Origin of the sequence: Candidatus Pelagibacter sp. HIMB1636 (genome assembly GCF_052047675.1) — a bacterium.
Classification (GTDB): Bacteria; Pseudomonadota; Alphaproteobacteria; order Pelagibacterales; family Pelagibacteraceae; genus Pelagibacter.
Window position 1 is genome coordinate 1228845 of record NZ_JBNAJP010000001.1, and the last position, 25821, is coordinate 1254665.

Below are 25821 nucleotides of genomic sequence, written 5' to 3' on the forward strand. Positions count from 1 at the left end.
TTGATTTTTTAATGAGTACTCAAAATTTAGTTATTTATAAGTTAACATCATTATATCTTATTCTTAAAGAAATTAGATATGACATAAATTTTATGGTCAAATTTGCTGAAAATCAACATGATCTAAACGAACAAATAAAAAATATTGATAATTATTTAATCATATCAAATGAAGAAAATTTAAATTTTCAAAATCAATTTAATTTAAAAAATTTACCAATAAATATTTTTAAATTAATTGAAAAAGTAAATGTTGAATTTTTAAAAACACAATTTAGTAATCAATCAAGTATAAAAATAAATAATTACGTTATTAATTTAAATTCAAGAGAGGTATTATTAAATCAAATAAAAATTAAGTTAACCGAAAAAGAAATTGATACAATTATTTACCTTTCAAAGTCAGATAATCCAGTTACTATTGATGAATTGCAGAAGAAAGTTTGGAGTTATAAACATGATATCGAAACCCATACTGTTGAAACTCATATTTATAGATTGAGAAAGAAATTTTTAAATACTTTTAATGACGATCAGTTTATCATTAGTAAAAAAAATGGCTATCAAATTAAGAAATAAAAACCCCATTGCTAGAAAATTGTTTTCAAAAAAATATGAGCTAAAAATAGTAAAATCTAAAAAAGGTAAAGGAAGTTTTAAAAGAAAAAAATCTTAACGATTAACTTATTTTGTAATATCAACGTTAAAGCTTATTACTATTCTGTCCTCATCTAGTTTGTTTTGAGTTACTTTATGTGGTAAATAACTTGGAAATATTAGTAAGTCTCCTTCTTCTATATCAATAGATGCTACCTCTAAATTAAATTCATTTCTAATTTCTATTTCAGGAAATGCATATTTTTTTGCATTATTAGGATGTTCTACCTCAAATTTTCCACAGTCCTTTTTTGCTTTGACGTAATATGCTGCGCTTAAATAACAATTTGGATGAGTGTGCACTACATTAAAGTCATCTTTTTTGTTTATTATTGCCCACATTTCACTTATTCGAATATTTTTATTTTTTATTTTCCATCCAAAATTTTGAAACGCATTTATAATGTAAGGTTGAATTTTAATTGCAAACTCAAACTGTATAGAATCTTTTTCAGTTAGCTTGAAATTTTGTGAATGCCAGCCACCTTTATTAGATCTTTTTATACCCTCAACATCTTTATTACGAAGATCATAAATATATTTAGATAATTCTAGATTAATTTTTTTATAATTATCAAATTTATATTTAAATATAGGTTCTGGAAATAATTTTAAAGTTTGAATATCATTCATATAATAATTTTAAATTCTTGCGCCCACTTGTTGAATAATTTTTGAGGACATTTCAGTTCCTTTTTGTAAACTTTCATTAATTGTTAAATTATTAATATAACCATGTAAAAATCCAGCCGCAAAGAGATCACCAGCACCTGTAAGGTCAACAATTTTTAAATTTGTTTCTGCACTGCATTCAAAAGTTTTATTATTTTGGATAGCAATAGCTCCTTTTTCACCTCTAGTGATAACAACTAATTTATTGATTTGTTTCGAAAAATTAACCACTTCATCGAAATTTTTTGCTTGAATTAATGAAGAGATTTCTTGTTCGTTAGCAAATATTATATCTAATTTATTTTTAACTAATTCTAAAAAATGTGCTTTATGTCTTTCCACACAAAACTGATCAGAAAGTGACATTGCAACTTTATTGGCAATATCAATAGCTTTATTAAATGCCATTTTAGGCTCACCTTCATCCCACAAGTAACCTTCTAGAAATATCATCTTACTATCTTTAATTGCTTTAGTATTTATATCATTTTTATTTATTTTTCCTGCAGTTCCCAAGTATGTGCACATTGTCCTTTCAGAGTCGGGTGTTACCAAAATTAAACAAGTACCAGTTGGTAATTTTTCTTTTTTTTTTGAATAAAAATATTCTACTTTTTCTTTTTTTAAACCTTCCTCGTATTTACTACCAAATTCATCATCTGAAATCTTGCCTATAAAGCCAGCTGTATTACCAAGTTGTGATATCCCAACTATAGAGTTTGCAACTGATCCACCAGATACAGTTTTTTCAATTTTAAGGTTTTTTAATAAATTTTTGAATTCCTTTTCATCAAAAATTAATTTCATTGTACTTTTAGTCAAATTGTTTTGTCTGATAAAATTTTCATCAACTTTACAAATTACATCTACTATTGCATTTCCAATTCCTAAAATTTTCATATCACGCTTTTTTGGTAATAACAGGTTTTTTTCTATTTGGGTAGCATGTACTGCATATTTTACAAGTTAAGCCATAACAATCTCTTGCTTTACAATATTCTCTACCATAAAAAATTATTTGTAGATGAAGTTTAGACCATTTTTTTTTAGGAAATATTCTTTTTAAATCTTTTTCAGTTTGAACGACGTTTTTACCATCTGTTAAACCCCATCTTTGTGCAAGCCTGTGAATATGAGTATCAACAGCAAATGCTGGATATCCAAAACCTTGAGACATAACTACGCTTGCTGTTTTATGACCTACACCTGGTAGTTTTTCAAGTTCCTCAAAAGTTTTAGGGACTTTACCTTCGTATTTTTCTAAAAGTTTTTTTGACATTAAGTAAATACTTTTAGCTTTGATTCTAAAAATACCAATTTTTTTAATTAATTTTTCAATTTTGTTCCTTCCTAATTTTACAAAGTGTTCTGGCTTATAGTATTTTGGATATATTTTTTTTGTTACATTGTTAACATTTACATCAGTACATTGTGCAGACAACAGTACCGAAATTAATAGTGTGAAAGTATTTCTGCTTTTTAATGGAATGGGAGCCTTAGGATAAATTTGATCTAGCGTTTTAATAATTAGCTTTGCTTTTTGTTTTTCATTCATTATGAAAAATTAAGTAAATCTCTCATTGAATATAATCCTGGTTTTTTTTTCATTAACCATTTAGAAGCAGCCAAAGCACCATCTGAATAAAGTGCTCTATCAAAAGCTTCATGGTTTAATGTGATTATTTCTTTTCCACTTGAGAACTTTACCTCATGTTCACCAATAATTTCACCTCTCCTAATTGAGTTAAAATTAATTTTTTTTCCATAAGGAAAATTTTTTTTATTTAAGAATTTTTTACCAATGAGACTATAAAAATTTTTATTTTTTCCTTCAGCAATTCCTCTTCCAAGCATTAACGCTGTACCAGATGGATAATCTTTTTTATGTTTATGATGAATCTCAAATATTTTGCTTAAATATTCATCATTTAATGATTTTGACGTAATTTCAGTTAAATACATTAATAAATTTACACCCAAGCTCATATTTCCAGCCTTTAAAATAGGTATTTTTTTTGAGTATTTTTTAATTAGATTTTCTTGTTCTCTAGTAAATCCAGTAGTGCCAATTACTACTTTTTTCTCTAACTTTGAAGCTATTTTGAGTATCTCAAGAGTACAATTAGGTATCGTAAAGTCAATTATCACATCAGTTTTTTTAAAAGCACTATAAGAATTTAGTTCAGGTGTTATTCCATTAAATTTTTTATTTATTAATTTATTTTCTGTGAGTGCAACTAATTTAAAATTTTTATTTTTTTGAGTCGATTTTATAAGTTGTCTCCCCATTCTTCCTAAACAACCAGATATACATAAATTTATTTTTTTCATAATTTTATTTTAGCCTACTAAATTTAATTTATTTTGAAATTCTTTTTTTAATTGTTTAACAGCTTTTATCCATGAAAAGTTTTCTTTTACATATTCATATCTTTTGTTTACTAATTTATCGGGTTTATTTATAATTTTATTTTCCAATATATTTAGCAATGATTCTAATTTTGGTTTTAAAATAAATGAATTTTCAATCTTTTTTTCTGTACTTTCAATTTGGAAACCCAAACAAGGATCAAAGTAATCATCCGTGGATCCTCCTTCGGTTACTACGATTTGTGTTCCACATGCAGCAGCTTCTAGAGGTGTCAAATTAAAACCTTCAGCCATATAAGGAGAAACATAACAATTTGTTATACAATATATTTGTTTAATTTCATCTAAGCTCAGGTTTTTTGAAATAATTATTACATCTTTTAACATTTCATCATAAATTATTTTATATTTCTTATTAAATTCAGAGTCATAAATTTTGTTAAAAAGGTAATTTGCTCTAATATCATATAGATTACTTTGGTCTTTTAGTATTAATTTTAAATTCTTAAATTTTTTTTTTAATATACCATATGCAACCACTAATAACTCAACTCCCTTGTTTTGTGTCATTGCGCCAACATTTGATAAAATAAAATCATCTTTATGAATTTTATATTTTTCACGTAACATTTCATTATCATTATTTTTATTGATGTTAAAAAAGTCTAAATCTACTCCATGAGGCACAACAATAACTTGATCTTCTCTAAATCCTGCTTTCACAAATCCTTCTTTAGACCAGTTAGATGGAGTATGAATGAATGTTTTTCTATTCAATTTTATTTTTTCAGAGCTTTCATTTTTATATATATCTTTTGGTAAAAATTTATTTTCACATGTTCCAAAAACAAAAAGCAATTTAGATTTAAAATTTTGATCAAAATCTAATGGAGATGAAATTCTATAAGTGATATCAATTTTATCATTTTTACTTGGCATATTAAGATTTTTTATTGAATTTTTTAAAGCAGTATCGAAGCCACTATCATTTTTTATTGAACTCCATTTTGAAGATAAAAATGGTATATCTTTGAAAAAAATATTATCAGATTTTATTAATTCTTTTATTTGAAATTGGTTAACTAATGCATAAGAATGATTTATTCCTCTCCAACCTTCAACAAGAATATTCATTATCTTTTCCAAAAATCTTTTGCTTTTTGAAAAAATTTTTTAATACTTGGATTTGACTTATCATTTTCAATTTCTCTAAATTGCTCTAATAATTCTTTTTGTTTCTTATTTAAATATACTGGCACCTCTGTTTTTACTTGTACATATAAATCACCAAAATCACCTCTTCTCATAAATGGCATTCCTTTGCCTTTTAATCTAAATTGTTTACCATTTTGAGTTCCGTCAGGAATTTTTATTTTTGCCCTCCCACCATCAATTGTTGGTATTTCAATAGTAGTTCCAAGTGCTGCATCCGCTAGAGATAGAGGAAATTCAAAAAATAGGTTTTCATCTGATCTTTTGAATAATTCATGTGAATGAACATTAATAAATAAATATAAATCACCTGTAGCACCACCTCTGCTGCCAGCCTCACCTTTTCCGGCAAGTCTTATTCTAGTACCATCATCTACTCCTTTAGGAATAGTTACAGATATTTTTTTTGATGTTTGTTTTTTGCCCTGACCATTACAATCATTGCATGGATTTGTGATTTCCTCACCATTACCATTACATTGCGGACATGTTTGTTGAACAGTAAAGAAACCCTGGTTAGATCTTATTCTTCCATTTCCTCCACAATAAGAACACCTGTCTGGAGAATAACCTGGTTCTGAACCATTACCTTTGCAAGTTCCACACTGTTCAGTGGTTGCAAATTTTATATCTTGTTTTTTTCCGTGGTAAGCTTCTTCTAATGAAATTGATAGATCATACCTTAAATCAGAACCTCTATTGTTTGACCTTCTGTTCTTTGATCTTCCTCCACCTCCAAAATCTCCAAAGAAATCCTCAAAAATATCTGAAAAATCAGCTCCACTAAAACCACCAAAACCGCCACCTGGTCTACCACCTCCATTTTCAAAAGCAGCATGTCCAAAGTTATCGTAGTTTTGTTTTTTTTCTTTATCTGAGAGTATTCCGTAAGCTTCACTAGCTTCTTTAAACTTTTCTTCAGCCTTTGAATCACCTGGATTTTTATCTGGATGATATTTAACTGCTAGTTTTCTATATGCGGATTTAAGTTCATCAGGACTTGCGCTTTTGTTAACGCCCAGGACATCATAATAGTCTCTTTTAGCCATCAAATTACCCCAGACAATTAAATGTCAGTTTATGCGCTTTTCTCTTTATTCTCGTCTTTTACTTCTTCGAAATCAGCATCAACAACATTCTCGTCTTTTTTACCTGTATCATCTCCACCATCATCTTTTCCTGATTCTGGTTTAGCACTTTGTTGTGATTTGTAGATTGCTTCTCCAAGTTTCATTGAAGCTTGAACTAAAGCTTCTGTTTTTGTCTTGATATCTTCAATATCTTCACCTTTAAGAGCTTCTTTTACAGCAGATGATGCAGCTTCAATTGCCTTTTTCTCTGCATCTGAAATTTTTGATCCATGCTCTTTTAAATTCTTTTCTGTTGAGTGAATTAAAGTGTCTGCTTGGTTTCTAACATCAACTGTCTCTCTTTTCTTTTTGTCAGCCTCTTTATTAGCTTCAGCATCTTTGACCATTTTTTCAATTTCTTCATCACTTAATCCACCAGAAGCTTGAATTTGTATCTTCTGCTCTTTACCTGTTCCCTTGTCTTTTGCCGAAACATTTACGATACCGTTAGCGTCAATATCAAATGTAACTTCAATTTGAGGAACTCCTCTTGGAGCTGGCGCAATACCTACCAATTCAAAATTACCTAACAACTTGTTGTCAGAAGCCATCTCTCTTTCACCTTGTAAGACTCTAATAGAAACAGCTGGCTGATTATCTTCAGCGGTTGAGAAAACTTGGCTTTTTTTAGTTGGAATTGTCGTATTTTTATCAATTAGTTTTGTTGAAACTCCACCAAGTGTTTCAATACCTAATGATAACGGTGTAACGTCTAATAAAAGAACGTCTTTAACATCTCCTTGTAACACTCCTGCTTGAATAGCAGCACCCATTGCTACTACTTCATCAGGGTTTACACTTTTATTAGGGTCTTTCCCAAAAAAATTTTTAACTTCTGCTATAACTTTTGGCATTCTAGTCATACCACCAACCATAACCACTTCATCTATCTCACTTGCAGTAATTCCTGCATCTTTTAAAGCAGTCTTGCATGGAGGCATTGTTCTAGAAATTAGGTCTTCAACTAAAGCCTCAAGTTTTGCTCTAGTCATTTTTAAATTAATGTGTTTCGGGCCAGTTTTATCTGCAGTTATAAATGGTAAGTTTATATCTGTTTGTTCCGCAGATGATAGTTCTATTTTTGCTTTTTCAGCTGCTTCTTTTAATCTCTGCAGAGCAAGTTTGTCTGATTTAAGATCAATACCATTATCTTTCTTAAATTCAGAAATTAAATAATCAACTATAGCATTATCAAAATCTTCACCACCTAAAAAAGTATCACCATTAGTTGATTTAACTTCAAATACACCGTCACCTAACTCAAGTATAGAAACATCAAATGTTCCTCCACCTAGATCGTATACAGCAATTTTTTTATTTTGTTTTTTATCTAAACCATAAGCTAGCGATGCAGCAGTTGGTTCATTGATAATTCTCAAAACTTCCAGTCCTGCAATTTTACCTGCATCTTTTGTAGCTTGTCTTTGTGCATCATTAAAATATGCTGGTACAGTAATTACAGCTTTTGTTACTTCTGATCCTAAATATTTTTCAGCTGTCTCTTTCATTTTTTGTAATATGAATGCAGAGATTTGTGAGGGAGAATACTTTTCTCCTTTGGCTTCAATCCAAGCGTCTCCTTTTTCAGAGTTAACTATTTTAAATGGTGCAGCTTCAACATCTTTTTTTACTGTTGGATCATCAAAATTTCTTCCGATTAATCTTTTAACTGCAAAAATTGTGTTTTCAGGATTTGTTACTGCCTGTCTTTTTGCAGGTTGACCTATTAATTTTTCATTTTCATCAGTAAATGCAACTACAGAAGGTGTCGTTCTTGCTCCTTCTGCATTTTCTAAAACCTTAGCTTGTGTTCCTTCCATTACCGCAACACAAGAGTTGGTTGTTCCTAAGTCTATTCCAATTATTTTACTCATAATATTATTGTCTCTCTTTCGTCATATAGGGTTTAAATTTGAAACTACAAGTTGATCTCATTATTATTTATCTCCTGAATTTTCCTGATTTTGTTCAGTTTTTTCTTCTTTTTTGGTAATTTTTTTTGAGACACCAACTAATGAAGGTCTTAAAAGTCTATCTTTAATAGTGAAGCCTTTTTGAATTTCTTGAACAATTGTTCCAGCTTCTTTAGTGTCATCTTCAATTTCCATCATTGCTTGATGAAAGTTAGGATCTAGTTTTTTGTTAATACAATCAATTGGTTTAATATTGTTTTTTTCAAAAATAGAAATTAAATCTTTCTTTATTATTTCTAAATGCTCCAGTGTCTTCTTTAAAGCGTCTGTTTCTTTTAACTTGTCATCACTTTCTAAAACATGTTTAGAACGATCTAAGTTATCAATTAAATTTAATGCTTCTTTAGCAAAGCTAAAACCTCCATACTCAAAGGCATCCTCTTTTTCTTTTTCAAACCTTCTTCTTTGATTTTCCATTTCAGCAAAAGTTCGTGCCAGTTTATCTTCTAGTTCGGCAATTTTTTCTTCTGGAGTTAGTTCTTTAATCTCTTCTTTGGTTTCCTGAGGTGTTTCTTGTTTATTTTCACCTGCTGAACTTTCCTCAGGTTTTTCTGTTTCTTTTTCTAAATTCTGATTCTGGTCTTCTGGAGTATTGTTTTGGTTTTCTTCTTTTTCCATAGGCTCATATATGGTAAGGAATTTAATTATTTCTAGATGTCTAAGCAAAAAATTAAACAATTACTGATTGGCACTAACAACAAGGGTAAATTAAGAGAAATTAGGAGTTTATTACCAAATTACATCAAAATTTACTCTACATCTAATTTTAAACTTAAAAGTCCTGCTGAAAATGGAAAAACTTTTGAGGAAAATTCCTTAATTAAATCAAAATATTTTTCTAAAAAGACTGGTTTAATATGTTTAGCTGATGACTCTGGTTTGGAGATAGATCATTTAGATAAAAGACCTGGAATTTATTCTGCACGATGGGGAGGAAAATCTGGGGATTTTAATAAAGCTATTAAAAAAGTATTTAGAGAGCTAGATAAAAAAGATAAAAATTGGAAGAATAAAAAAATTAAAGCAAGATTTGTTTGTGCTCTATCAATCTCGTACTTAAATAAAAAAATTACTTGTGTAGTAGGCAAAGTTGAGGGTCAAATATCAAATGAGCCAAAGGGGAAAAATGGATTTGGTTATGATCCAATTTTTATCCCACTTAAAAAAACTAAAACATTTGGTGAAATGAAACCATCTCAAAAATACAAAATGGACCATCGCTATCAAGCTTTTAAAAAGCTTAAAAGATTTCTGTAAGTTTTTTATTTTCTATTTTATAAAAATTTAATCTGTGATTAATTTTGTTATCTTTAATATCAAAAATTCCTATCTTTCCTTTAAATGAATTTTCTTTCTTAAATAATTTATCCATTTTCGAAAGATCTGATTTCAATGAAAGATAATATACTAAACCAACTAAATCATAACTTAACAGTGAGAGATGGGATGGGTTTTTATTAAAAGCATTAAAATATTTGATTTTATAATTATCAAAGTTTTCTTTATTAATTGATGGATAATAAATTGGTTGAATATTTGTTTCTTCCATTAAACTTTCATCAAACCATTGGTTAAGGGTTATAAAGTATTTATTTTTTGGAGATACATCGGTGTAGAGTAAAGAGGTTGCAACACTTTTAAGACTTTCATCAAAATCAGATATAACAATCGCATCAAAATTAACATTTCCAATTGTATATTTTTTTTCTAAGTTTTTTATTTTTCTTTCTTTATTTAGTTCATTTGTTTCTTTAATTCTTTGAATTTCATCTGCTAGATTTTGTTTTCTAGTTTTATATTTGGTTATTTCTTCAATTTGTTTTGTAAGCTTAGTTGGTTCAGTATTATATTCAAAATTTTTAAAAATTTTTATTTTCGAATTTTTTAAACCATCCTTTACTTCAAACTCAAAATTTTCAATTGGTGTTAAAAAAAGTGTTTTTTGTAAATTATTATTATTTAAAAATTTTTTTATAGTATTAAACTGTGATGTAGAATTTATTCCAGCAGAAATAACATTTTCAGGTAAATCTAAAGTTTTATTTGTTAATGATAAAAAAGTTAAATCTTTCATCTCATCTAAATAAGTTAAACTTTCATAAAATATTGGTCCAATTACAATTTTTATTCCCATCTGTTTTAATTCAAAAGCAGATTTAAGAGTTTGGTTAGCTCTTGTTGCGGTATCTTTTGGATAAATTTCAATTAAATCATTATTAATATCTTTGACAGCTAAACTTACAGCCTTAATAATAGACGATCCTAGATCTTTATTTTCTCCAGTCATCGGAACTAACAGTCCAATTTTTATTTTTTCATTGGCATTTACTAAATTTAAGAAGTTTAAGAATAAGAGAAGTAAAGAAACAGAAATAATTTTGATAATCTTTTTCATTTTGATGTTATTATATAATTTTCAAGCTAAATTATGATCACAAAACCACAATTTAAATCAAATGATTATAAAAATGGGCTTTATTTGGTAGCAACACCAATAGGTAATTTAAAAGATATATCATTTAGATCATTAGAGGTTCTGGAAAAATCAGATTATATACTTTGTGAGGATACACGTGTTTCTAAAAATTTATTAGAAAAATATCAAATTAAATCAAAATTGATTTCAAATCATAAATTCAATGAAAAAAAAAATACATTACAAGTAATTGAATATTTAAAATCAGGTAAATTAATTTCACTTATATCAGATGCGGGAACTCCAAGTATCTCTGATCCAGGTTTAGTATTGGTAAATGAATGTATAAGAAATAATCTTAATATATTTTCAATACCTGGACCATCAGCAGTTACAACCGCTGTTGCAGCAAGTGGGTTTTCAGATAAGTTTTTATTTTATGGTTTTTTACCAGAAAAAAAAAATCAAATTGAAGATGAATTAAAAAAGCTATCAAATTTTAATCACAGTTTAGTTTTTTTTTCATCATCAAAAAAAATAAATAAACTTATTCCTGTATTTAAAAATTTTTTTAATGGAAGAAAAATAGTCTTCTGTAGAGAGCTGTCTAAATTGTATGAAGAGTATATTAGAAAGGATATTGATGAAATGGAATTATTTAATAATGATTTAAAAGGCGAATTAACAATAGTTATTTCTGAAAAAAAAGAAGAAAAAACTTCCCAAAAGCTAAGTGAATCAGATATTAATTTGATAAAGAAAATGATCAACAAATTAACTACAAAAGAAATTACAGATTTAATATGTAGCAATAAAAATATTCCCAAAAAAGTGGTTTATAATTTTTGCTTAAAATTAAAAAATGAAATTTAAAATTTTAATAATTATTTTTTTATCGATTATTTTATCAGGTTGTGTGCCAGGAGTTAGCTCAACTGGTTTATTCGGTACAGGAGTATCAGTAGCAATTGACCCAAGAACTGTCGGAACACAAATAGACGACTCTATCATGCAAAAAACAATTTCAAGTAAAATACTTGCTATGGATAAAAAACATTTTTTAAAAGTTAAAACTAAAGTTTTGGATGGAAGAATATTTATTACTGGAAAAGTTGATGCACCAGAAGAAAAATTAAAAATTACTAAAATTGCCTGGGAAACAAAAGGCGCTAGATCGGTAAGAAATGATATCAAATTAAAAGAAGAATTTAATTTTAAGCAGTCAGCAAAAGATTTACTTATAACGTCTCAATTAAGAACTGCCTTGATAGTAAATAAAAATATCAAAGCAACAAATTATCAAATAGATACTTATAAAAAGAAAATTTACGTTTATGGAATAGCTTTAACTGATGAAGAAAAAGAAATGGTTATCAGTGAAGCAAAAGAAATTCTTGATGTAGAAGATGTTGTGGCAAGTATTTTGCTACTTGAAGATTTGAGAGTTCAAAAAAATTAATCTATTTTATATTCAATTACCTCAGATGAATAAGCAGCAATTGAAGCTAAATTGATAATTTCTGATGTTGAAGATCTAAGAGGAGCAATTTCAATTGGCAAACCAAGTCCAATCAATAAGGGTCCTATAACTTTAGTATCACCTAAAGTTTTCATTAGTTTATAAGATATAGCTGCACTATGCTGTCCGGGCATTATCAGAATATTTGCTTTACCTACTATTTTTGCAAAAGGGTACAGTTCTTCATAATCAGGATTTAAAGCAACATCTGGCTGCATATCACCGTCAAATTCAAAATTAACTTGTTTATCTTTTAAAATATCTACTGCCGTACGAATATGTTTTGTTCTACTTGTCAAAGGTTGTCCAAATGTAGAGTGAGAAACAAATGCTATTTTTGGATCAATTCCAAAAAGTCTTACTACTCTTGCTGCTGAAATTGCAATCTCAGCCATTTCTTCTGATGTAGGGTATTCATGAACGCTTGTATCTGCAATGAAAATTGTTTTTCCTTTATTGACAACCATGTTTAGTCCAAACATTATTTCACCTTTTCTAACATCAACAACTTGTTTAATTTTTTCAAGAGATGCTCCAAAACGTCTAGTATTTCCTGTGACCGCACCATCTGCATCTCCACAAGCAACCATGCTCGTAGCCCAGACAACTCTGTCGTTTCTGACCATTCGATCGCAATCTCGTTCTAATAAACCTTGTTCTCTTTGAAGTTTTTTGAATAGATGTTTTACGTATTTTTTTCTTTTTTCTTCGTCTTTTGAATTTGTGATTTCAATATCAAAATTTTCGCTGTAACCAATATTTTTAATTTGCTCTTTAATTTTACTTTCTTTACCAACTAAAATTGGAATACCAAGTTTTGAATTTTTAAATGCTATTGCAGCTTTTAAAGTATTTTCATCTTCTCCATCTGCAAAAACAATTCTTTTTTGATTTTTTTTAATGAACGAGTTTATACCTTGCATAATTGTAACTGTTGGGTCTAATCTTTGTTTAAGTTGCTCTTTGTAGATTTCAAAGTTATCAATTTTTTTTCTAGCGACTCCACTTTCAATAGCAGCCTTAGCTACAGCAGCTGGAATGACACTAATTAGTCTTGGATCAAAAGTTGATGGAATTATATAATCTTTTCCATAATGGGGTCTTTCACCTCCCATAGCTGCAACAACTTCATCTGGCACATCTTCTCTAGCAAGTTTTGCTATAGCTTCAGCAGCAGCAACTTTCATTTCTTCATTAATTGTTTTCGATCTTACATCTAGTGCGCCTCTGAATATGTAAGGAAATCCAATTAAATTATTTACTTGATTGGGATAATCTGATCTTCCAGTTGCAATAATTGCATCATCTCTTACTTCATTTATTTCTTCTGGTGTAATCTCTGGATCAGGATTTGCACATGCAAATATTATAGGATTTTTAGACATGCTTTTAACCATTTCTTTTTTCAAAACACCCTTTGAGGATAATCCTAAGAAAACATCAGCCCCTTTAATAGCATCATTTAAAGTTCTTAAATCTGAATTAATTGCAAATCTTGATTTCCATTGATCTATACCTTCCGCTCTTCCTTTATAAATCACACCTTTTCGATCTAGCATTATTACATTTTCAGATTTAACACCCGAGTTAATAAATAACTCCGTACAAGCCTGAGCAGAAGCACCTGCACCATTAACCACAACTTTTATATCTTTGATGGATTTCCCACTTATATCGAGTGCATTCAGTAAAGCTGCTGTTGTGATAATTGCTGTTCCATGTTGATCATCATGAAATACTGGAATATCTAATATTTCTTTAAGTTTTTGCTCTATGATAAAACAATCCGGTGCAGCTATATCCTCTAAATTTATTCCTCCAAAACTCGGAGCAAAGTTTTTAATTGAATTGATAATTTCATCAGCGTCTTTACAGTCTATTTCTAAATCAATCGAATCTATATCTGCAAACCTTTTAAATAGTACTGCCTTTCCTTCCATAACTGGTTTAGAGGCTAATGCTCCTAAGTTGCCCAATCCTAAAATCGCAGAACCATTACTAATTACTGCTACTAAATTTCCTTTACTCGTATAATCATAAGCTGCTTCTGGATCCTTACTTATTTTTTTAACTGGGGCAGCAACTCCTGGAGAATAAGCAAGAGCAAGGTCTCTTTTAGTAGTCATGTTCTTTGAAGAAATTATTTCGATCTTGCCAGGTTTTTTATCCTTATGAAAATCTAGAGCTTCTTTATCTGTGTAATGATCAATCTTTGTTTTTCTCATTTTTATTAAACTGAATACAAACTTTATCTATTTTATGTTTTTTATTATTTGGAATATTTGATCTATATATTCTGATAATAAGTATACAATTAGGGTAAAATTAAGACTAATATGATTTATGAACTTAATTAAGTCAACAGGCACATTTGGCTTTTATACCATCATTAGTAGACTGCTTGGATATATTAGAGACATATTAATTGCAATATTTCTTGGAACAGGTTTGTTGGCAGATGCTTTTTTTGTAGCATTTCGAATTCCAAATACATTTAGAAGATTATTCTCAGAAGGAACTTTCAATGCCGCCTTTGTACCTAGCTATACTTCTGAAATGAACAAAGGAAAAAAATCTGCAAACGATTTTGCAAATAATATTTTTAATCTTTTATTTTTAGGTCTCTTAATTTTAACAATAGTTGTTCAAATTTTTATGCCTGGATTTGTTTCAATTATTGCCCCAGGTTTTGTAGATGATTTAGAAAAAATGGATTTAGCTATCAGTTTAACAAGGATTACTTTTCCTTTTTTATTATTTATTAGTTTAGCATCTTTTTTTTCTGCAATATTAAATTCTCATAATAAATTTGCTGCAGCTTCAGCAGCACCAATTCTATTAAATGTTATTTTAATTGTTGTTTTATTTTTTTCTAAAGCTTTAGGAGATAAGCTTGTTTACTATTTATCTTATGGTGTATCTCTAGCCGGATTCTTACAATTAATTTTTTTATATTATTTTGTTAAAAGATTTTTTTCATTAAAATTAAATTTTAAGTTAGCAAGTGATGAAAAAATTAAGTTCTTTTTTAAAAAACTATTGCCAAGCATTTTTTCATCTGGTGTGACGCAAATCAATATTTTGGTTGGAACAATTATTGCTTCATTTCAAGCTAGCGCAGTTTCTTATCTTTATTATGCAGACAGAATTTATCAGATTAATCTAGCGATAGCTGGTATTGCCATTGGGGTAGTGATTCTGCCACAACTTTCAAGGTTTGTAGACTCTAAAAATGAAGAAAAAATTTCTCTTATTCAAAACAAAGCTTTAGAGCTTAGTTTATTTTTAAGTATTCCAGCAACAATAGCTTTAATGATTGGTTCAGAGCAAATAATTTCAGCGTTGTTTGGTTATGGTAATTTTAATAAAGAATCTGTTAATAATTCAAGTCTTGCTTTATTCTATTTTGCTTTAGGTTTACCCGCTTTTGCTTTGATAAAAGTTTTTTCAAGTTTTTTCTTTGCTAATCATAATACAAAAATACCATTTTATATTTCGTTGATTTCAGTTCTTTTAAATATTTTAATTAGTATTTATTATTTTAACAAAATAGGTTTTATTATAATTCCAATCGCAACTTCAGTCTCATCATGGTTTAATGCAGTAGTACTTTTTGTATATTTAAAAAATAAAAATTTGTTTTATTTTAAAAATAATTTTATTTTAAATTTCCTCAAAATAATTTTTGCATCAACTTTAATGGGATTATTCTTTAATTTTCTATTAAACTTTTTTGAAAATCAACTTTCATTTTATTATAGCTTTAAATCAATTTATTTAATCTTAAGCGTATTATTTTCACTATTCTTTTACATATTTATTTGTTATTTCATCAAAGCTTTTAAAATTAGTGATATTAAATTAAACTATTAAAAATATGGGTAAAAAAATATTTTCTGGTGTTCAGCCAACAGGCAATCTTCACCTAGGTAATTATTTAGGTGCAATAAAAAACTTTGTAGACCTTAATAATGACCCTGATAATGATTGTATATTCTGTGTGGTTGATCTGCACGCAATTACAGTTAAACAAGACCCAAAAGAGCTAAAAAATAATATTCGAGAGACCGTAGCTACTTTTATAGCAAGTGGAATTGATCCTAAAAAAAGCATTATTTTTAATCAATCTGGTGTAGCAGCTCATTCAGAGGGAGCTTGGATTTTGAGCTGTGTTGCTCGAATGGGCTGGTTAAATAGAATGACGCAATTCAAGGAAAAAGCAGGTAAAGATAAAGAAAAAGCAAGCGTTGGACTGTATTCATATCCTGTTTTAATGGCAGCAGATATTCTTTTGTACGATGCAACCCATGTCCCTGTTGGTGATGATCAAAAACAACATCTTGAGTTATGTAGAGATATTGCTCAAAAGTTTAATAATGATTTTGATCAAGATAACTTTTTGCAAGTACCTGAACCTTTAATTCAAAAAGAATTTTCCAGAATTATGAGTTTAAAAGATGGATCAAAAAAGATGAGTAAATCTGAATTATCAGATTTAAGCAGAATTAATTTAACAGATGACAGAGATGCAATTGAAAATAAAATTAAAAAAGCAAAAACTGATCCGTTACCAATGCCAAGTAGTGTCGAAGAATTAAATGAGAGGCTAGAAGCGAGAAACCTTCTTGGCATATATTCTAGCTTAAATAATTCAACTTTACAAAGTACGGTCGACAATTTTTCAGGTAAAAATTTTTCTGAATTTAAAAATCAACTTTCTGATTTATTGGTTAAAAAGATTGAGCCTATATCTTTGGAAATAAAAAAACTTTTAAATGATCGACCTTATTTAGATAAAATCCTTCTAGAAGGAGTTGAAAAAGCAAACTCAATTGCATCAAAAAAGATAGATAGAATTAAAGAAATACTAGGATTTTAATATAATTTAAATATCAAGTTTAAATTTTAGAAATAAGCTCTATATATATTTACAACATGTTCGTACAAACTGAAATAACACCAAATCCTAATTCTTTGAAATTTCTTCCTGGGAAGAAAGTATCAAACAGTGGTCCTTATGAAATAACAAGTAAAGATCAAATAAATAATGATTTGGTTAGAAATATCTTATCAGTCAATGGGGTTGAGGGTATTTTTTTAGGACAGGATTTTATTTCAGTAAATAAAAATGACCAAATCAAATGGGACGAAATTAAACATATTGTTATTTCATTAATAAACGACTTTTATTTAGATGGTAAAGAATATGTCATTGATGAAAATGAGGAAGAAAAAAATAACAATCTAAGTGAAATTGAGGAAAAAATTGTAAAAATTTTAGACCAAAAAATTAGACCTGCAGTTGCAAGAGATGGTGGCGATATAAAATTTAAAGAATTTAAAGACGGAATAGTAAAAGTGCAACTACAAGGAAGCTGTTCAGGCTGTCCAAGCTCGACAATGACTTTAAAGCAGGGAGTTCAAAATCTTCTCTGTCACTATCTTCCAGAGGTAAAAGAAGTTGTTGCGATATAATAATTTATGAAAAAAAATTTAGTCAATTTTCAATTTAGTAAAAATAAAAGCATTAATTCTATTTCTAGATTTATGTTAAGTGGAATTTTTTTAATCTCATTTTTTTATGTAACTCCAATGTTTATTAACTTTGCTGAAAAAAACTTTAATCATAAGGAAATTACAAATAATTCTAAAAATCTTTTATTAAAAAAACTTAATACAAATGGTTTAATTGAAGAAGATATCTCAGGTGAAGTAGATGAGATGGATTTACTTTATGATATTTTAGAGGAAAATAATTCAGAGATTAATTTAGTCAGGTATACAACCTCAGAAATCAATTCATTATTTAAAGAGGTAAACTATAACCTAAAAGATGTGAGAGAAAATAAACTCGTAAAGCCTATAGATATAGGACTTCTGCCAAACGAAATAAATGACATCTCTAGTTCAAAGAAAAAAAAGGGTATGTTTATTAAAATAATCCTCCCATTGATTGTTAAAGAAAACACTAAAATTAGAATAGATAGAAAAAGACTCTTTACGATTTTAAATAAAAGTAGCAATACTGATATCGAAAAAAAATGGCTTGAGAAAAAATTTAAACAATATGGTGTTAGGCAAAATGATTTTTCATCATTAAAGGTAAGGATGGATGAAATTCCAGCTTCGTTAGCAATTGCACAAGCAGCAAAAGAAACAGGTTGGGGAACTTCAAGATTTGCAAGAAAAGGAAATGCTTTATTTGGTCAATGGACATGGTCAGGTGAAGGTTTAAAACCTAAAGAAGCTGACAAAGGTGAGACTCATAAAGTCATGAAATTTAATAGTTTACAATTATCTGTGAGAGCATATTTAAGAAATTTAAATACTCATAAATCTTACATAAATTTAAGAAAAGTTAGGAGTGAGTTGAGAAGTAATGATAAACCACTTGATAGTATAGTTTTATCTAAACATTTAGATAAATATGCTGAAACAGGAAATCAGTACATCGAAGTTCTTCAAAAAATAATTAATCAAAATAAATTGAAAGATTTTGATGAGGCAAGATTATTGCCATCTAGTAAGGATTTAGAAAGCTTAATTTAATTTTTCTTGATTGGAAATTGAACTCCAAACCATCTCCATTTCCCATTATCGTTTAAAGAACAGTTTATCCTTCCTCTTCTAGGTTTAAAAGGTTCTCTAAATTCAATAGTTAAGATTTGATTAGATAAATTAGTTTTAGATTTATCCCACTTGTCTCCTTCGTTGGAATAACATGTAATATTTCTTAAATTTTTTTGTTCTTTAAAAAATTCAACTTCAAAATTTGGTGGATTATCATTTATTGTAAGCTGTTTTTCACTTGGAGATAAACTTTTATATTCTAAAGGATAATAATTAATTATAGATTTAAATCTTTTAAGTTCTCCATATTTTTCATTTATTGGAAATCTTGGTAATTCAAATTTATTTTTATTAAGATCAATAACTCCGGAATGTTGACCAAAAGCGTATTTAAAGTTTTGAGAAATATAATCTCTCATAAATTTAGAGTATTCACCAAATGGATAAGAGAATAGGTCGGGAATATAATTAAGTTCCTGTTTAAAAATTTTGTTTGCAGTTTCAATATCTAAAATGAAATTTTCTTCAGTTTCTTCAATTAGGTATTCGTGGCTATGTGAATGATGTCCAATTAGTGAAAAATCTACCGCATCAATTTCTCTAATTTGATCCCAGGTCATATAACCCTTGTTTCCAACTGGTTCTGTTGAAACAAAAAGTATAAATGGAATTTTGTTATCTCTTAAATGTGGCCAAGCTTCATTGTAAAATGATTCAAAAGCATCATCAATTGTTATCAAAACTTCTTTTTCTGATTTTGAAGTTTTAAATTTTGAATCAAATTCATTAGGATTAAGAAAATTGTATTTAGAATTTTTAACAATTTCTAAGTGCTTCTTAAATACCTCCATATTAATATTAGTTGATGGGTATTTATGTTCATTAAATCGATGATACATTATTGATAAAATCCCATTATCTTCTGAATAAAATTTGATATTATTTTCATCTGATTTAGAACTAAAACTAAAAAACAAATATAAAATGAATAAACTTATAATTGATGTAGCTGGAGATAAAATTTTTTTAATGATCATAGCTAATGATCTTATTTACAATATTACTCATGAGAATACTAAAATAAATTATGAAAAATTAACTTTGTTAATAAAAGAGTTTTTTGAATCAAATAAATTTGAATTGAAAGATATTAAAAAAATATACATTAACAGAGGCCCAGGAAGTTTTGCGGGGATTAGAAATTCTATTTCTGTTGTAAAGGCTCTCAAATTAGCAAAAAATATTGATTATTATTGCTATAGTTTACAAGATTTTAAAGGTGAAAAAGATGTAAAGTATGAAAATGTCCCTTATTTGTGCGATAAATTTAAAATTAAAAAAAATTTGATTAACCCTATTTATATAAGTTAAAATTAAATTATGTCTGAAACAATTGAACAAAAATGTTTAGCAAAAGGTGTGAAATTGACAGATCAGAGAAAAATAATTGCTCAGGTCATGTCCGAGTCCACTGATCATCCTGATGTTGACGAACTTTACAATAGAGTTTCAAAGATAGATAATAAAATAAGTATTGCTACCGTCTACAGAACAGTAAAATTATTTGAAGAATCTGGAATACTTACTAAGCATGAGTTTAAAGGTGGAAAAGCCAGGTATGAAGAACTCAATGAGGGACATCATGACCATTTAATAGATGTGAAGTCAGGTGAAATAATAGAATTTGTTGATGAAGAAATCGAAAAACTTCAAAAAAAAGTAGCAGATAAATATGGTTACACTTTAGTTGATCATAAACTTGAACTTTATGGGATAAAAAAAAAATCCTAAATTAAAATGCAAAAAATTTTCATTAAAACATTTGGTTGTCAAATGAACGAATATGATTCAAATAGAATTTTTGATTCAGTAAAGAAAATTGGTTATCAAAAAAGCGAAAACCTAGAAGAAGCTGACTGTTATTTATTGAACACTTGTCACATCAGAGATAAAGCAAAAGAAAAAGTTTATTCTGAAATAGGAAGAGTTAAAAAAAGCTTTAGAGCTAAAAAAAAACCATTAGTAATAATTGCAGGGTGTGTTGCTCAAGCAGAAAACCAAGAGATGCTTAAACGTGAACCTTATATAGATTTAGTAATTGGCCCTCAAGCCTATCATAAGATTAACGAAACAATTCTGAATCATATTGAAAAAAGAAAAAAAATTGAACAAACAGATTTTGATGCTGTTTCAAAATTTAAATATTTTAGTAAAATAAAGAATGAGGCAGGTAAGATTTCATCTTTTTTAACTATTCAAGAAGGATGTGATAAGTTTTGTCATTTTTGTGTGGTTCCATATACTCGTGGACCAGAATATTCTAGACCATTCAATCAAATAATTGAGGAGGCAAATTATTTGTCAGATAATGGAGCAAAAGAAATCATACTTTTGGGACAAAATGTAAATGCTTACACTGATAATAGTAAAAGACTATCTGATTTGGTTTTAGAAATTGAAAAGATTAAAGACGTAAAAAGAATTAGATACACAACTTCGCATCCAAAAGATATGACTGATGATTTAATTGAAGTATATAAAGTCTCTAAAAAATTAATGCCTTTAGTTCATCTTCCAGTTCAGAGTGGATCCGATAGGATTTTAAAGTTGATGAATAGAAAACATAAAATAGATCATTATTTAAAAGTTTATGACGAATTGAAAAAAAATAATCAATCAATTGAATTTTCAAGTGATTTTATTATTGGTTATCCTGGTGAAACTGAAGAAGATTTTCAAAGTACAGTCGATTTAATTAAAAAAGTTAATTTTATAAATTCTTACTCATTTATTTTTAGTCCAAGGCCTGGGACAAAGGCAGAAGCTTTAGATTTAATTGATAAAAAAATTTCAATGGAAAGGTTAGAATTTATTCAAAATTTATTATCTGAAAATCAAACCCAAATGAACAAAAAATTAAAAAATAGAACAATTGATGTGTTGGTTGAAAATTTAACTGAAGATAAATCCAAAGCTTTTGGCAGAACTGAATATATGACATCAGTAATTTTTAATGGTAAAAGAGAACATATTGGAAAAATTGTGAAAGTAAAAATTACAAGTAGTAATAGAACTACATTGTTTGGAGAATTGTTAAGCAACCCAGATCAAAAGGTGGCATAATCTTTGAATAATACAATTAAAAAAAAAATCGATACCACTCTAAAATTTGTTTACTCAGATAACAATTCATTAAGTGTAATATTTCACAACAATGAATTACTCATGGGTGTTGCCGGAGAATTTAATAAAAATTTAAAAGAATTAGAAAAGATGACTAACTCTAGTTTGTATTCTAGGGGAAATTCAATAATGATAAAATCAGATCCACAAAAAAATGAATTAATAAAAAATGCAATTCAATTTTTAACTAATCAATTTATAAATAATGGTTCAATCGAAAATAAAGATCTTATATCATCAGTTGATCAATTTATGATTAAAGAGAAAGTTAAAAATAATAATGTAACTGACATTATAAAAACACCAAAAAAATCAATTATTCCCAGATCCGAAAAACAAAAAAGCTATGTCAGAGCTCTAAGACAAAGTGATATTGTAATCTCAGCAGGTCCAGCTGGAACAGGAAAAACCTTTTTAGCTGTAGCAGTTGGTTTGACTATGTTGTTAGAAAAAAAAATAGAAAGAATTATTCTATCTAGACCTGCTGTTGAAGCAGGAGAGAGACTTGGCTTTTTACCTGGAGATATGAAAGAAAAAGTAGATCCTTATTTAAGACCTTTATATGACTCTTTATATGATTTATTTGATTTTGAAAAAATACAAAGAATGATCGAAATTGGTGATATTGAAATCGCTCCTTTGGCATTTATGAGAGGTAGAACACTAAAAAACTCTTTTGCTATATTAGATGAAGCGCAAAATGCAACAGATACGCAAATAAAAATGTTTTTAACAAGAATCGGTGAAAATTCAAAAATTGTAGTTAATGGAGATCCTACTCAGATAGATCTACCTAACAAAAGTATGTCGGGATTAGTTAGATCAAAAGAATTATTGGGGCATCTAAATGAAATTTCAGTTGTAGACTTTGATCATTCAGATGTAGTTAGACATCCACTGGTTTCTAAAATTGTAAAAGCCTACTCTAGAAATGATTAATTTAAATGTCTTCTCAGAGGAGAAGGCTTGGTCTAAAAAACTTAAAAAAAAAGATTTTTTTTTTAAAAGTATTTGTGATGCTTTTCCAAAAAAATATAAATTTTTAAATAAAAAAATAAGTTTATCCTTACTTCTTTCAAATAATAAAAAAATTAAAATTTTAAATAAAAAATTTAGAAATAAAAATAAATCCACTGATATTTTATCTTTCCCGTCTAACAAAATATTAAAAATATCAAAGCAAACTTACCTGGGAGATATAGTTATTAGTCTTAATTTTATGAATAAACCAAAATCCCAAACAGACAAGCAATTTAAGGAAAAAATAATTAAAACATTTATTCATGGTTTTTTACACTTGTTAGGATTTGATCATGTAAAGAATAAAGATTATTTAAAAATGTTAAAAGAAGAAGAAAAAATATTTAAATCAGTTATCTCAAAAATTAAGTAAATTGAAAAAAAATTTATATATTGATGTAGTTTATTTATTGTTTCTTGGAGCGATAACTTCATTAAGTTTACCACCTTTCAATTTATTAATAATTAATTTTATATCCTTTAGCTTATTCTTTATTTTTTTGATTAAAAAAAATGAGAGCAAACATAAATTATTTTTTTTCTATGGCTGGTTATTTGGATTTGGATATTTTCTAACAAATATATATTGGATCTCTATTTCACTAACATTTGATGAAAATTTTAAATTTTTAATTCCATTCGCTCTAACTTTAGTTCCTTCTTTTATTGCGTTATTTTACGGTTTTGTTTGTTATTTGTTTATTTTCTTTAAACCAAATAAAACTTTGAGTTCAATTTTACTGTTTTCTTTAATCTTTGGCTTTTTAGAATTCATTAGAGGTTCAATTTTATCAGGTTTTCCTTGGAACCTAATTGCATATAGTTTTTCAAATCATTTAGAAATTCTAAGCATAACATCTTTAATAGGCACATATTCTTTCAACTTAATTTGTATAACTTTGTTTCTAAGTCCTGCACTCTTCATTTTACGGAATGACAAAAAAGATTTAATTTTTTGCTTAATTTTACCATTAATATTTTTATTATTTTATTTCTTTGGATATTCAAATAAGCAGGATTTTTACAATAGTGATGTTGAAAAACTTGATTATAAAATAAGATTAGTTGGTGCTGATATTTCTTTAGATCGGTTTTATTCAGGAGAGGGACCTTTGTCAACTATAGAAGATCTTATAAATATTAGTTCACCAAATAAGATAGAGAAAACTATTTTTATTTGGCCAGAGGGTATATTGCCTGGAATTTCTCAGGATGAAATTCAAAGTTATGATTATTTATTTAATGAAAGTTTTAACGAAAATCACTTACTCATTTTAGGCATCAACAAAAAAACAAAAGTTAATGATCAAGTTAAGTATTATAATTCTTTATCTGTTTATGATCACAATCTTAATTTATTAAATTATTATAATAAAATAAATCTTGTACCGTTTGGCGAATTTTTACCTATGGAAAATTTATTAAAAAATGTAGGTCTCAAATCTTTAACTAATAATTATCAATCCTACTCAAAAGGCCAAAAAAGAGAAATTATAGAGTTAAATCAAAATAATTTTTCTATAAAATTTTTACCATTAATTTGTTATGAGATAATTTATTCTGGAAAATTATATAAAAATCATGACTTTGATATAATAGTAAATATTTCAGAGGATGGATGGTTTGGTCAATCAATAGGACCAGAACAACACTTTGTTCACAGTATATTTCGAGCTATTGAAAGTGGAAAATATGTAATTAGATCAGCCAATAATGGAATAGCAGCGATAGTAAATCCTCTTGGTATCGTTGAGGAAAAAATTAACTTTAATGAAGTTGGATATATTGATTTTATGAAAATGAGAAAAATTCAACCAACAGTCTTTTCTAAATATGGGAATAAAATTTTTGGTTTAATAATTTTATTGTATATTTTTTTAATATTTTCATTTAATAGAATTAAAAATGAGTAATTTAAAAAATTTTGTATTTACAAGTGAGTCAGTTTCAGAGGGACACCCAGATAAAGTATCAGATAGAATTTCTGATATGGTTGTTGATAGTTACATTTCTGGAGATCCTCATTCACGAGTTGCTTGTGAAACTTTAACGACAACAAATAAAGTTGTACTTGCAGGTGAAGTAAGAGGACCTGAGATTAAAAAAAATGATTTAATCGAAAAAGTAAGGAATTGCATAAAAGACATAGGATATGATCAGGAAGGATTTACCTGGAAAGAAGCAACAAAAATAGAAAGTCATTTGCATTCTCAATCTGCTGATATTGCAATGGGTGTGGACTCATCTGGAAATAAAGATGAGGGTGCAGGAGACCAAGGTATAATGTTTGGTTATGCATGTAATGAAACAGACGTATTTATGCCTGCGCCAATTCATTATTCCCATAAAATTTTAAGACTTATGGCCGAGGATAGAAAATCTGGTAAATTAAAAAATATTGAACCTGACTCAAAAAGCCAAGTTACATTCGAATATGTTGATGGTAAACCAACTAAAGTAAAATCTGTTGTTATATCATCTCAACATTCTTCTGATGTTAATCAAGTCCAGGTAAGAGAATTATTAAGACCGTATATGTTAAAATCAATTCCAGAAAAATTTCTTAAAGACTTTAATGAGGAAGAGTTTTATGTAAACCCAACTGGTAATTTTGTTATAGGTGGTCCAGATGGGGACTGTGGTTTAACAGGAAGAAAAATTATTGTGGATACCTATGGTGGAGCAGCACCTCATGGAGGAGGAGCATTTTCGGGTAAGGACCCTACAAAAGTAGATAGATCTGCTGCTTATGCGGCAAGATACATTGCTAAAAATGTTGTTGCTTCAAAAATAGCAGATAAATGTTTGATACAGTTAGCTTATGCAATAGGAGTTTCAAAACCTTTATCAATTTATGTTGATTTGTTTGATAATGATTTAGATAAAAATAAATTTGTTGTTGAAAAGATTAATGAAAATTTTGATCTCAGTCCTAGAGGAATTAGAGAGATGTTAAACCTTAATAGACCTATATATGAAAAAACAGCAGCCTATGGTCACTTTGGTAGAACTCCAGGAGATGATGGATCATTTTCGTGGGAAAAAATTAATAAAATCAACGTTTTTTCTAAATAGTTTCAGTTGAATTAAATAAAAACTT

At 27.9% G+C, this 25821-nt stretch carries 26 protein-coding genes; 15 read left to right on the plus strand and 11 right to left on the minus strand.

Going from position 1 to position 25821, the window contains the following annotated elements; all coding sequences use genetic code 11:
- Positions 1 to 11: 11 nt before the first annotated feature.
- Positions 12 to 578, plus strand: a complete 567-nt coding sequence (locus tag ACTTA6_RS06470; RefSeq protein ID WP_440613577.1) for a winged helix-turn-helix domain-containing protein — start codon at positions 12 to 14, stop codon at positions 576 to 578.
- Between the two features lie 105 nt (positions 579 to 683).
- On the opposite strand, the gene ACTTA6_RS06475 is transcribed toward ACTTA6_RS06470, so the two are convergent.
- The 8 genes from ACTTA6_RS06475 to grpE form a co-directional block, all read right to left on the minus strand.
- Positions 684 to 1289, minus strand: a complete 606-nt coding sequence (locus ACTTA6_RS06475; protein WP_440613576.1) for a TIGR02466 family protein — start codon at positions 1287 to 1289, stop codon at positions 684 to 686.
- A 9-nt stretch (positions 1290 to 1298) separates the two neighbouring features.
- Positions 1299 to 2228, minus strand: coding sequence for an adenosine kinase (locus tag ACTTA6_RS06480; RefSeq protein WP_440613575.1), 930 nt, complete (start codon positions 2226 to 2228; stop codon positions 1299 to 1301).
- Position 2229: 1 nt separating this feature from the next.
- Positions 2230 to 2883, minus strand: a complete 654-nt coding sequence (gene nth, locus ACTTA6_RS06485; protein WP_440613574.1) for an endonuclease III — start codon at positions 2881 to 2883, stop codon at positions 2230 to 2232.
- Positions 2883 to 3659 (minus strand): 4-hydroxy-tetrahydrodipicolinate reductase, encoded by a 777-nt coding sequence (gene dapB / locus ACTTA6_RS06490; protein ID WP_440613573.1) that lies wholly within the window; start codon positions 3657 to 3659, stop codon positions 2883 to 2885. Before dapB ends, nth begins: the two co-directional genes overlap by 1 nt.
- 9 nt (positions 3660 to 3668) lie before the next feature.
- Complete coding sequence (locus tag ACTTA6_RS06495; RefSeq protein ID WP_440613572.1) at positions 3669 to 4832, minus strand: glycosyltransferase; 1164 nt, start codon at positions 4830 to 4832, stop codon at positions 3669 to 3671.
- Complete coding sequence (gene dnaJ / locus ACTTA6_RS06500) at positions 4832 to 5959, minus strand: molecular chaperone DnaJ (protein ID WP_440613571.1); 1128 nt, start codon at positions 5957 to 5959, stop codon at positions 4832 to 4834. Before dnaJ ends, ACTTA6_RS06495 begins: the two co-directional genes overlap by 1 nt.
- A 29-nt stretch (positions 5960 to 5988) precedes the next feature.
- Positions 5989 to 7914, minus strand: coding sequence for a molecular chaperone DnaK (gene dnaK, locus ACTTA6_RS06505; protein ID WP_440613570.1), 1926 nt, complete (start codon positions 7912 to 7914; stop codon positions 5989 to 5991).
- Between the two features lie 63 nt (positions 7915 to 7977).
- A complete protein-coding gene (grpE, locus tag ACTTA6_RS06510) occupies positions 7978 to 8631 on the minus strand; it encodes a nucleotide exchange factor GrpE (RefSeq protein WP_440613569.1) in 654 nt (217 codons plus the stop codon).
- Positions 8632 to 8667: 36 nt separating this feature from the next.
- On the opposite strand from grpE, the gene rdgB reads away from it, so the two are divergent.
- Complete coding sequence (gene rdgB, locus ACTTA6_RS06515) at positions 8668 to 9270, plus strand: RdgB/HAM1 family non-canonical purine NTP pyrophosphatase (protein ID WP_440613568.1); 603 nt, start codon at positions 8668 to 8670, stop codon at positions 9268 to 9270.
- Here the strand turns inward: rdgB and ACTTA6_RS06520 are convergent.
- Positions 9254 to 10408, minus strand: a complete 1155-nt coding sequence (locus ACTTA6_RS06520) for an ABC transporter substrate-binding protein (protein WP_440613567.1) — start codon at positions 10406 to 10408, stop codon at positions 9254 to 9256. The two genes, rdgB and ACTTA6_RS06520, sit on opposite strands and share 17 nt — an antisense overlap.
- Positions 10409 to 10441: 33 nt before the next feature.
- Between ACTTA6_RS06520 and rsmI the strand changes: the two genes are divergently transcribed.
- The gene (gene rsmI / locus ACTTA6_RS06525) at positions 10442 to 11302 is read left to right on the plus strand and encodes a 16S rRNA (cytidine(1402)-2'-O)-methyltransferase (protein ID WP_440613566.1); all 861 of its coding nucleotides are present in this window, start codon (positions 10442 to 10444) and stop codon (positions 11300 to 11302) included.
- Entirely contained in the window at positions 11292 to 11888 is a 597-nt protein-coding gene (locus ACTTA6_RS06530; protein WP_440613565.1) for a BON domain-containing protein, read from the plus strand. Before rsmI ends, ACTTA6_RS06530 begins: the two co-directional genes overlap by 11 nt.
- Here the strand turns inward: ACTTA6_RS06530 and ACTTA6_RS06535 are convergent.
- Positions 11885 to 14173 carry an NADP-dependent malic enzyme gene (locus ACTTA6_RS06535; protein ID WP_440613564.1) on the minus strand — a complete coding sequence of 763 codons (2289 nt, stop codon included), beginning with the start codon at positions 14171 to 14173 and terminating at the stop codon, positions 11885 to 11887. The two genes, ACTTA6_RS06530 and ACTTA6_RS06535, sit on opposite strands and share 4 nt — an antisense overlap.
- Before the next feature lie 118 nt (positions 14174 to 14291).
- Between ACTTA6_RS06535 and murJ the strand changes: the two genes are divergently transcribed.
- The 4 genes from murJ to ACTTA6_RS06555 are packed head-to-tail and all read left to right on the plus strand — an operon-like array spanning position 14292 to position 18497.
- Complete coding sequence (gene murJ, locus ACTTA6_RS06540) at positions 14292 to 15821, plus strand: murein biosynthesis integral membrane protein MurJ (RefSeq protein WP_440613563.1); 1530 nt, start codon at positions 14292 to 14294, stop codon at positions 15819 to 15821.
- 4 nt (positions 15822 to 15825) lie between these two features.
- Positions 15826 to 16827, plus strand: coding sequence for a tryptophan--tRNA ligase (trpS, locus tag ACTTA6_RS06545; RefSeq protein ID WP_440613562.1), 1002 nt, complete (start codon positions 15826 to 15828; stop codon positions 16825 to 16827).
- Positions 16828 to 16883: 56 nt separating this feature from the next.
- A complete protein-coding gene (locus tag ACTTA6_RS06550; protein ID WP_440613561.1) occupies positions 16884 to 17423 on the plus strand; it encodes a NifU family protein in 540 nt (179 codons plus the stop codon).
- Between the two features lie 6 nt (positions 17424 to 17429).
- On the plus strand, positions 17430 to 18497 hold the full coding sequence (locus tag ACTTA6_RS06555; RefSeq protein ID WP_440613560.1) for a glucosaminidase domain-containing protein: 1068 nt from the start codon (positions 17430 to 17432) through the stop codon (positions 18495 to 18497).
- Here ACTTA6_RS06555 and ACTTA6_RS06560 read toward each other — a convergent pair.
- Positions 18494 to 19495 carry a polysaccharide deacetylase family protein gene (locus ACTTA6_RS06560; RefSeq protein WP_440613559.1) on the minus strand — a complete coding sequence of 334 codons (1002 nt, stop codon included), beginning with the start codon at positions 19493 to 19495 and terminating at the stop codon, positions 18494 to 18496. The genes ACTTA6_RS06555 and ACTTA6_RS06560 overlap by 4 nt on opposite strands.
- Before the next feature lie 7 nt (positions 19496 to 19502).
- Between ACTTA6_RS06560 and ACTTA6_RS06565 the strand changes: the two genes are divergently transcribed.
- From ACTTA6_RS06565 to metK, 7 genes are read left to right on the plus strand one after another with little or no spacing between them, the layout of a single operon-like run.
- Positions 19503 to 19889, plus strand: a complete 387-nt coding sequence (locus tag ACTTA6_RS06565) for a peptidase M22 (protein WP_440613558.1) — start codon at positions 19503 to 19505, stop codon at positions 19887 to 19889.
- A 9-nt stretch (positions 19890 to 19898) separates the two neighbouring features.
- Complete coding sequence (locus ACTTA6_RS06570; protein ID WP_262590055.1) at positions 19899 to 20309, plus strand: Fur family transcriptional regulator; 411 nt, start codon at positions 19899 to 19901, stop codon at positions 20307 to 20309.
- A 6-nt stretch (positions 20310 to 20315) separates the two neighbouring features.
- Complete coding sequence (gene miaB / locus ACTTA6_RS06575; protein WP_440613557.1) at positions 20316 to 21641, plus strand: tRNA (N6-isopentenyl adenosine(37)-C2)-methylthiotransferase MiaB; 1326 nt, start codon at positions 20316 to 20318, stop codon at positions 21639 to 21641.
- Between the two features lie 3 nt (positions 21642 to 21644).
- Positions 21645 to 22640 carry a PhoH family protein gene (locus ACTTA6_RS06580; protein ID WP_440613556.1) on the plus strand — a complete coding sequence of 332 codons (996 nt, stop codon included), beginning with the start codon at positions 21645 to 21647 and terminating at the stop codon, positions 22638 to 22640.
- Positions 22633 to 23094, plus strand: coding sequence for an rRNA maturation RNase YbeY (ybeY, locus tag ACTTA6_RS06585; protein ID WP_440613555.1), 462 nt, complete (start codon positions 22633 to 22635; stop codon positions 23092 to 23094). Before ACTTA6_RS06580 ends, ybeY begins: the two co-directional genes overlap by 8 nt.
- 1 nt (position 23095) lies before the next feature.
- Positions 23096 to 24634, plus strand: a complete 1539-nt coding sequence (lnt, locus tag ACTTA6_RS06590) for an apolipoprotein N-acyltransferase (RefSeq protein ID WP_440613554.1) — start codon at positions 23096 to 23098, stop codon at positions 24632 to 24634.
- Positions 24627 to 25796: a methionine adenosyltransferase gene (gene metK, locus ACTTA6_RS06595; RefSeq protein ID WP_440613553.1), complete on the plus strand. Its 1170-nt coding sequence runs from the start codon at positions 24627 to 24629 to the stop codon at positions 25794 to 25796. Before lnt ends, metK begins: the two co-directional genes overlap by 8 nt.
- Positions 25797 to 25821 lie beyond the last annotated feature (25 nt).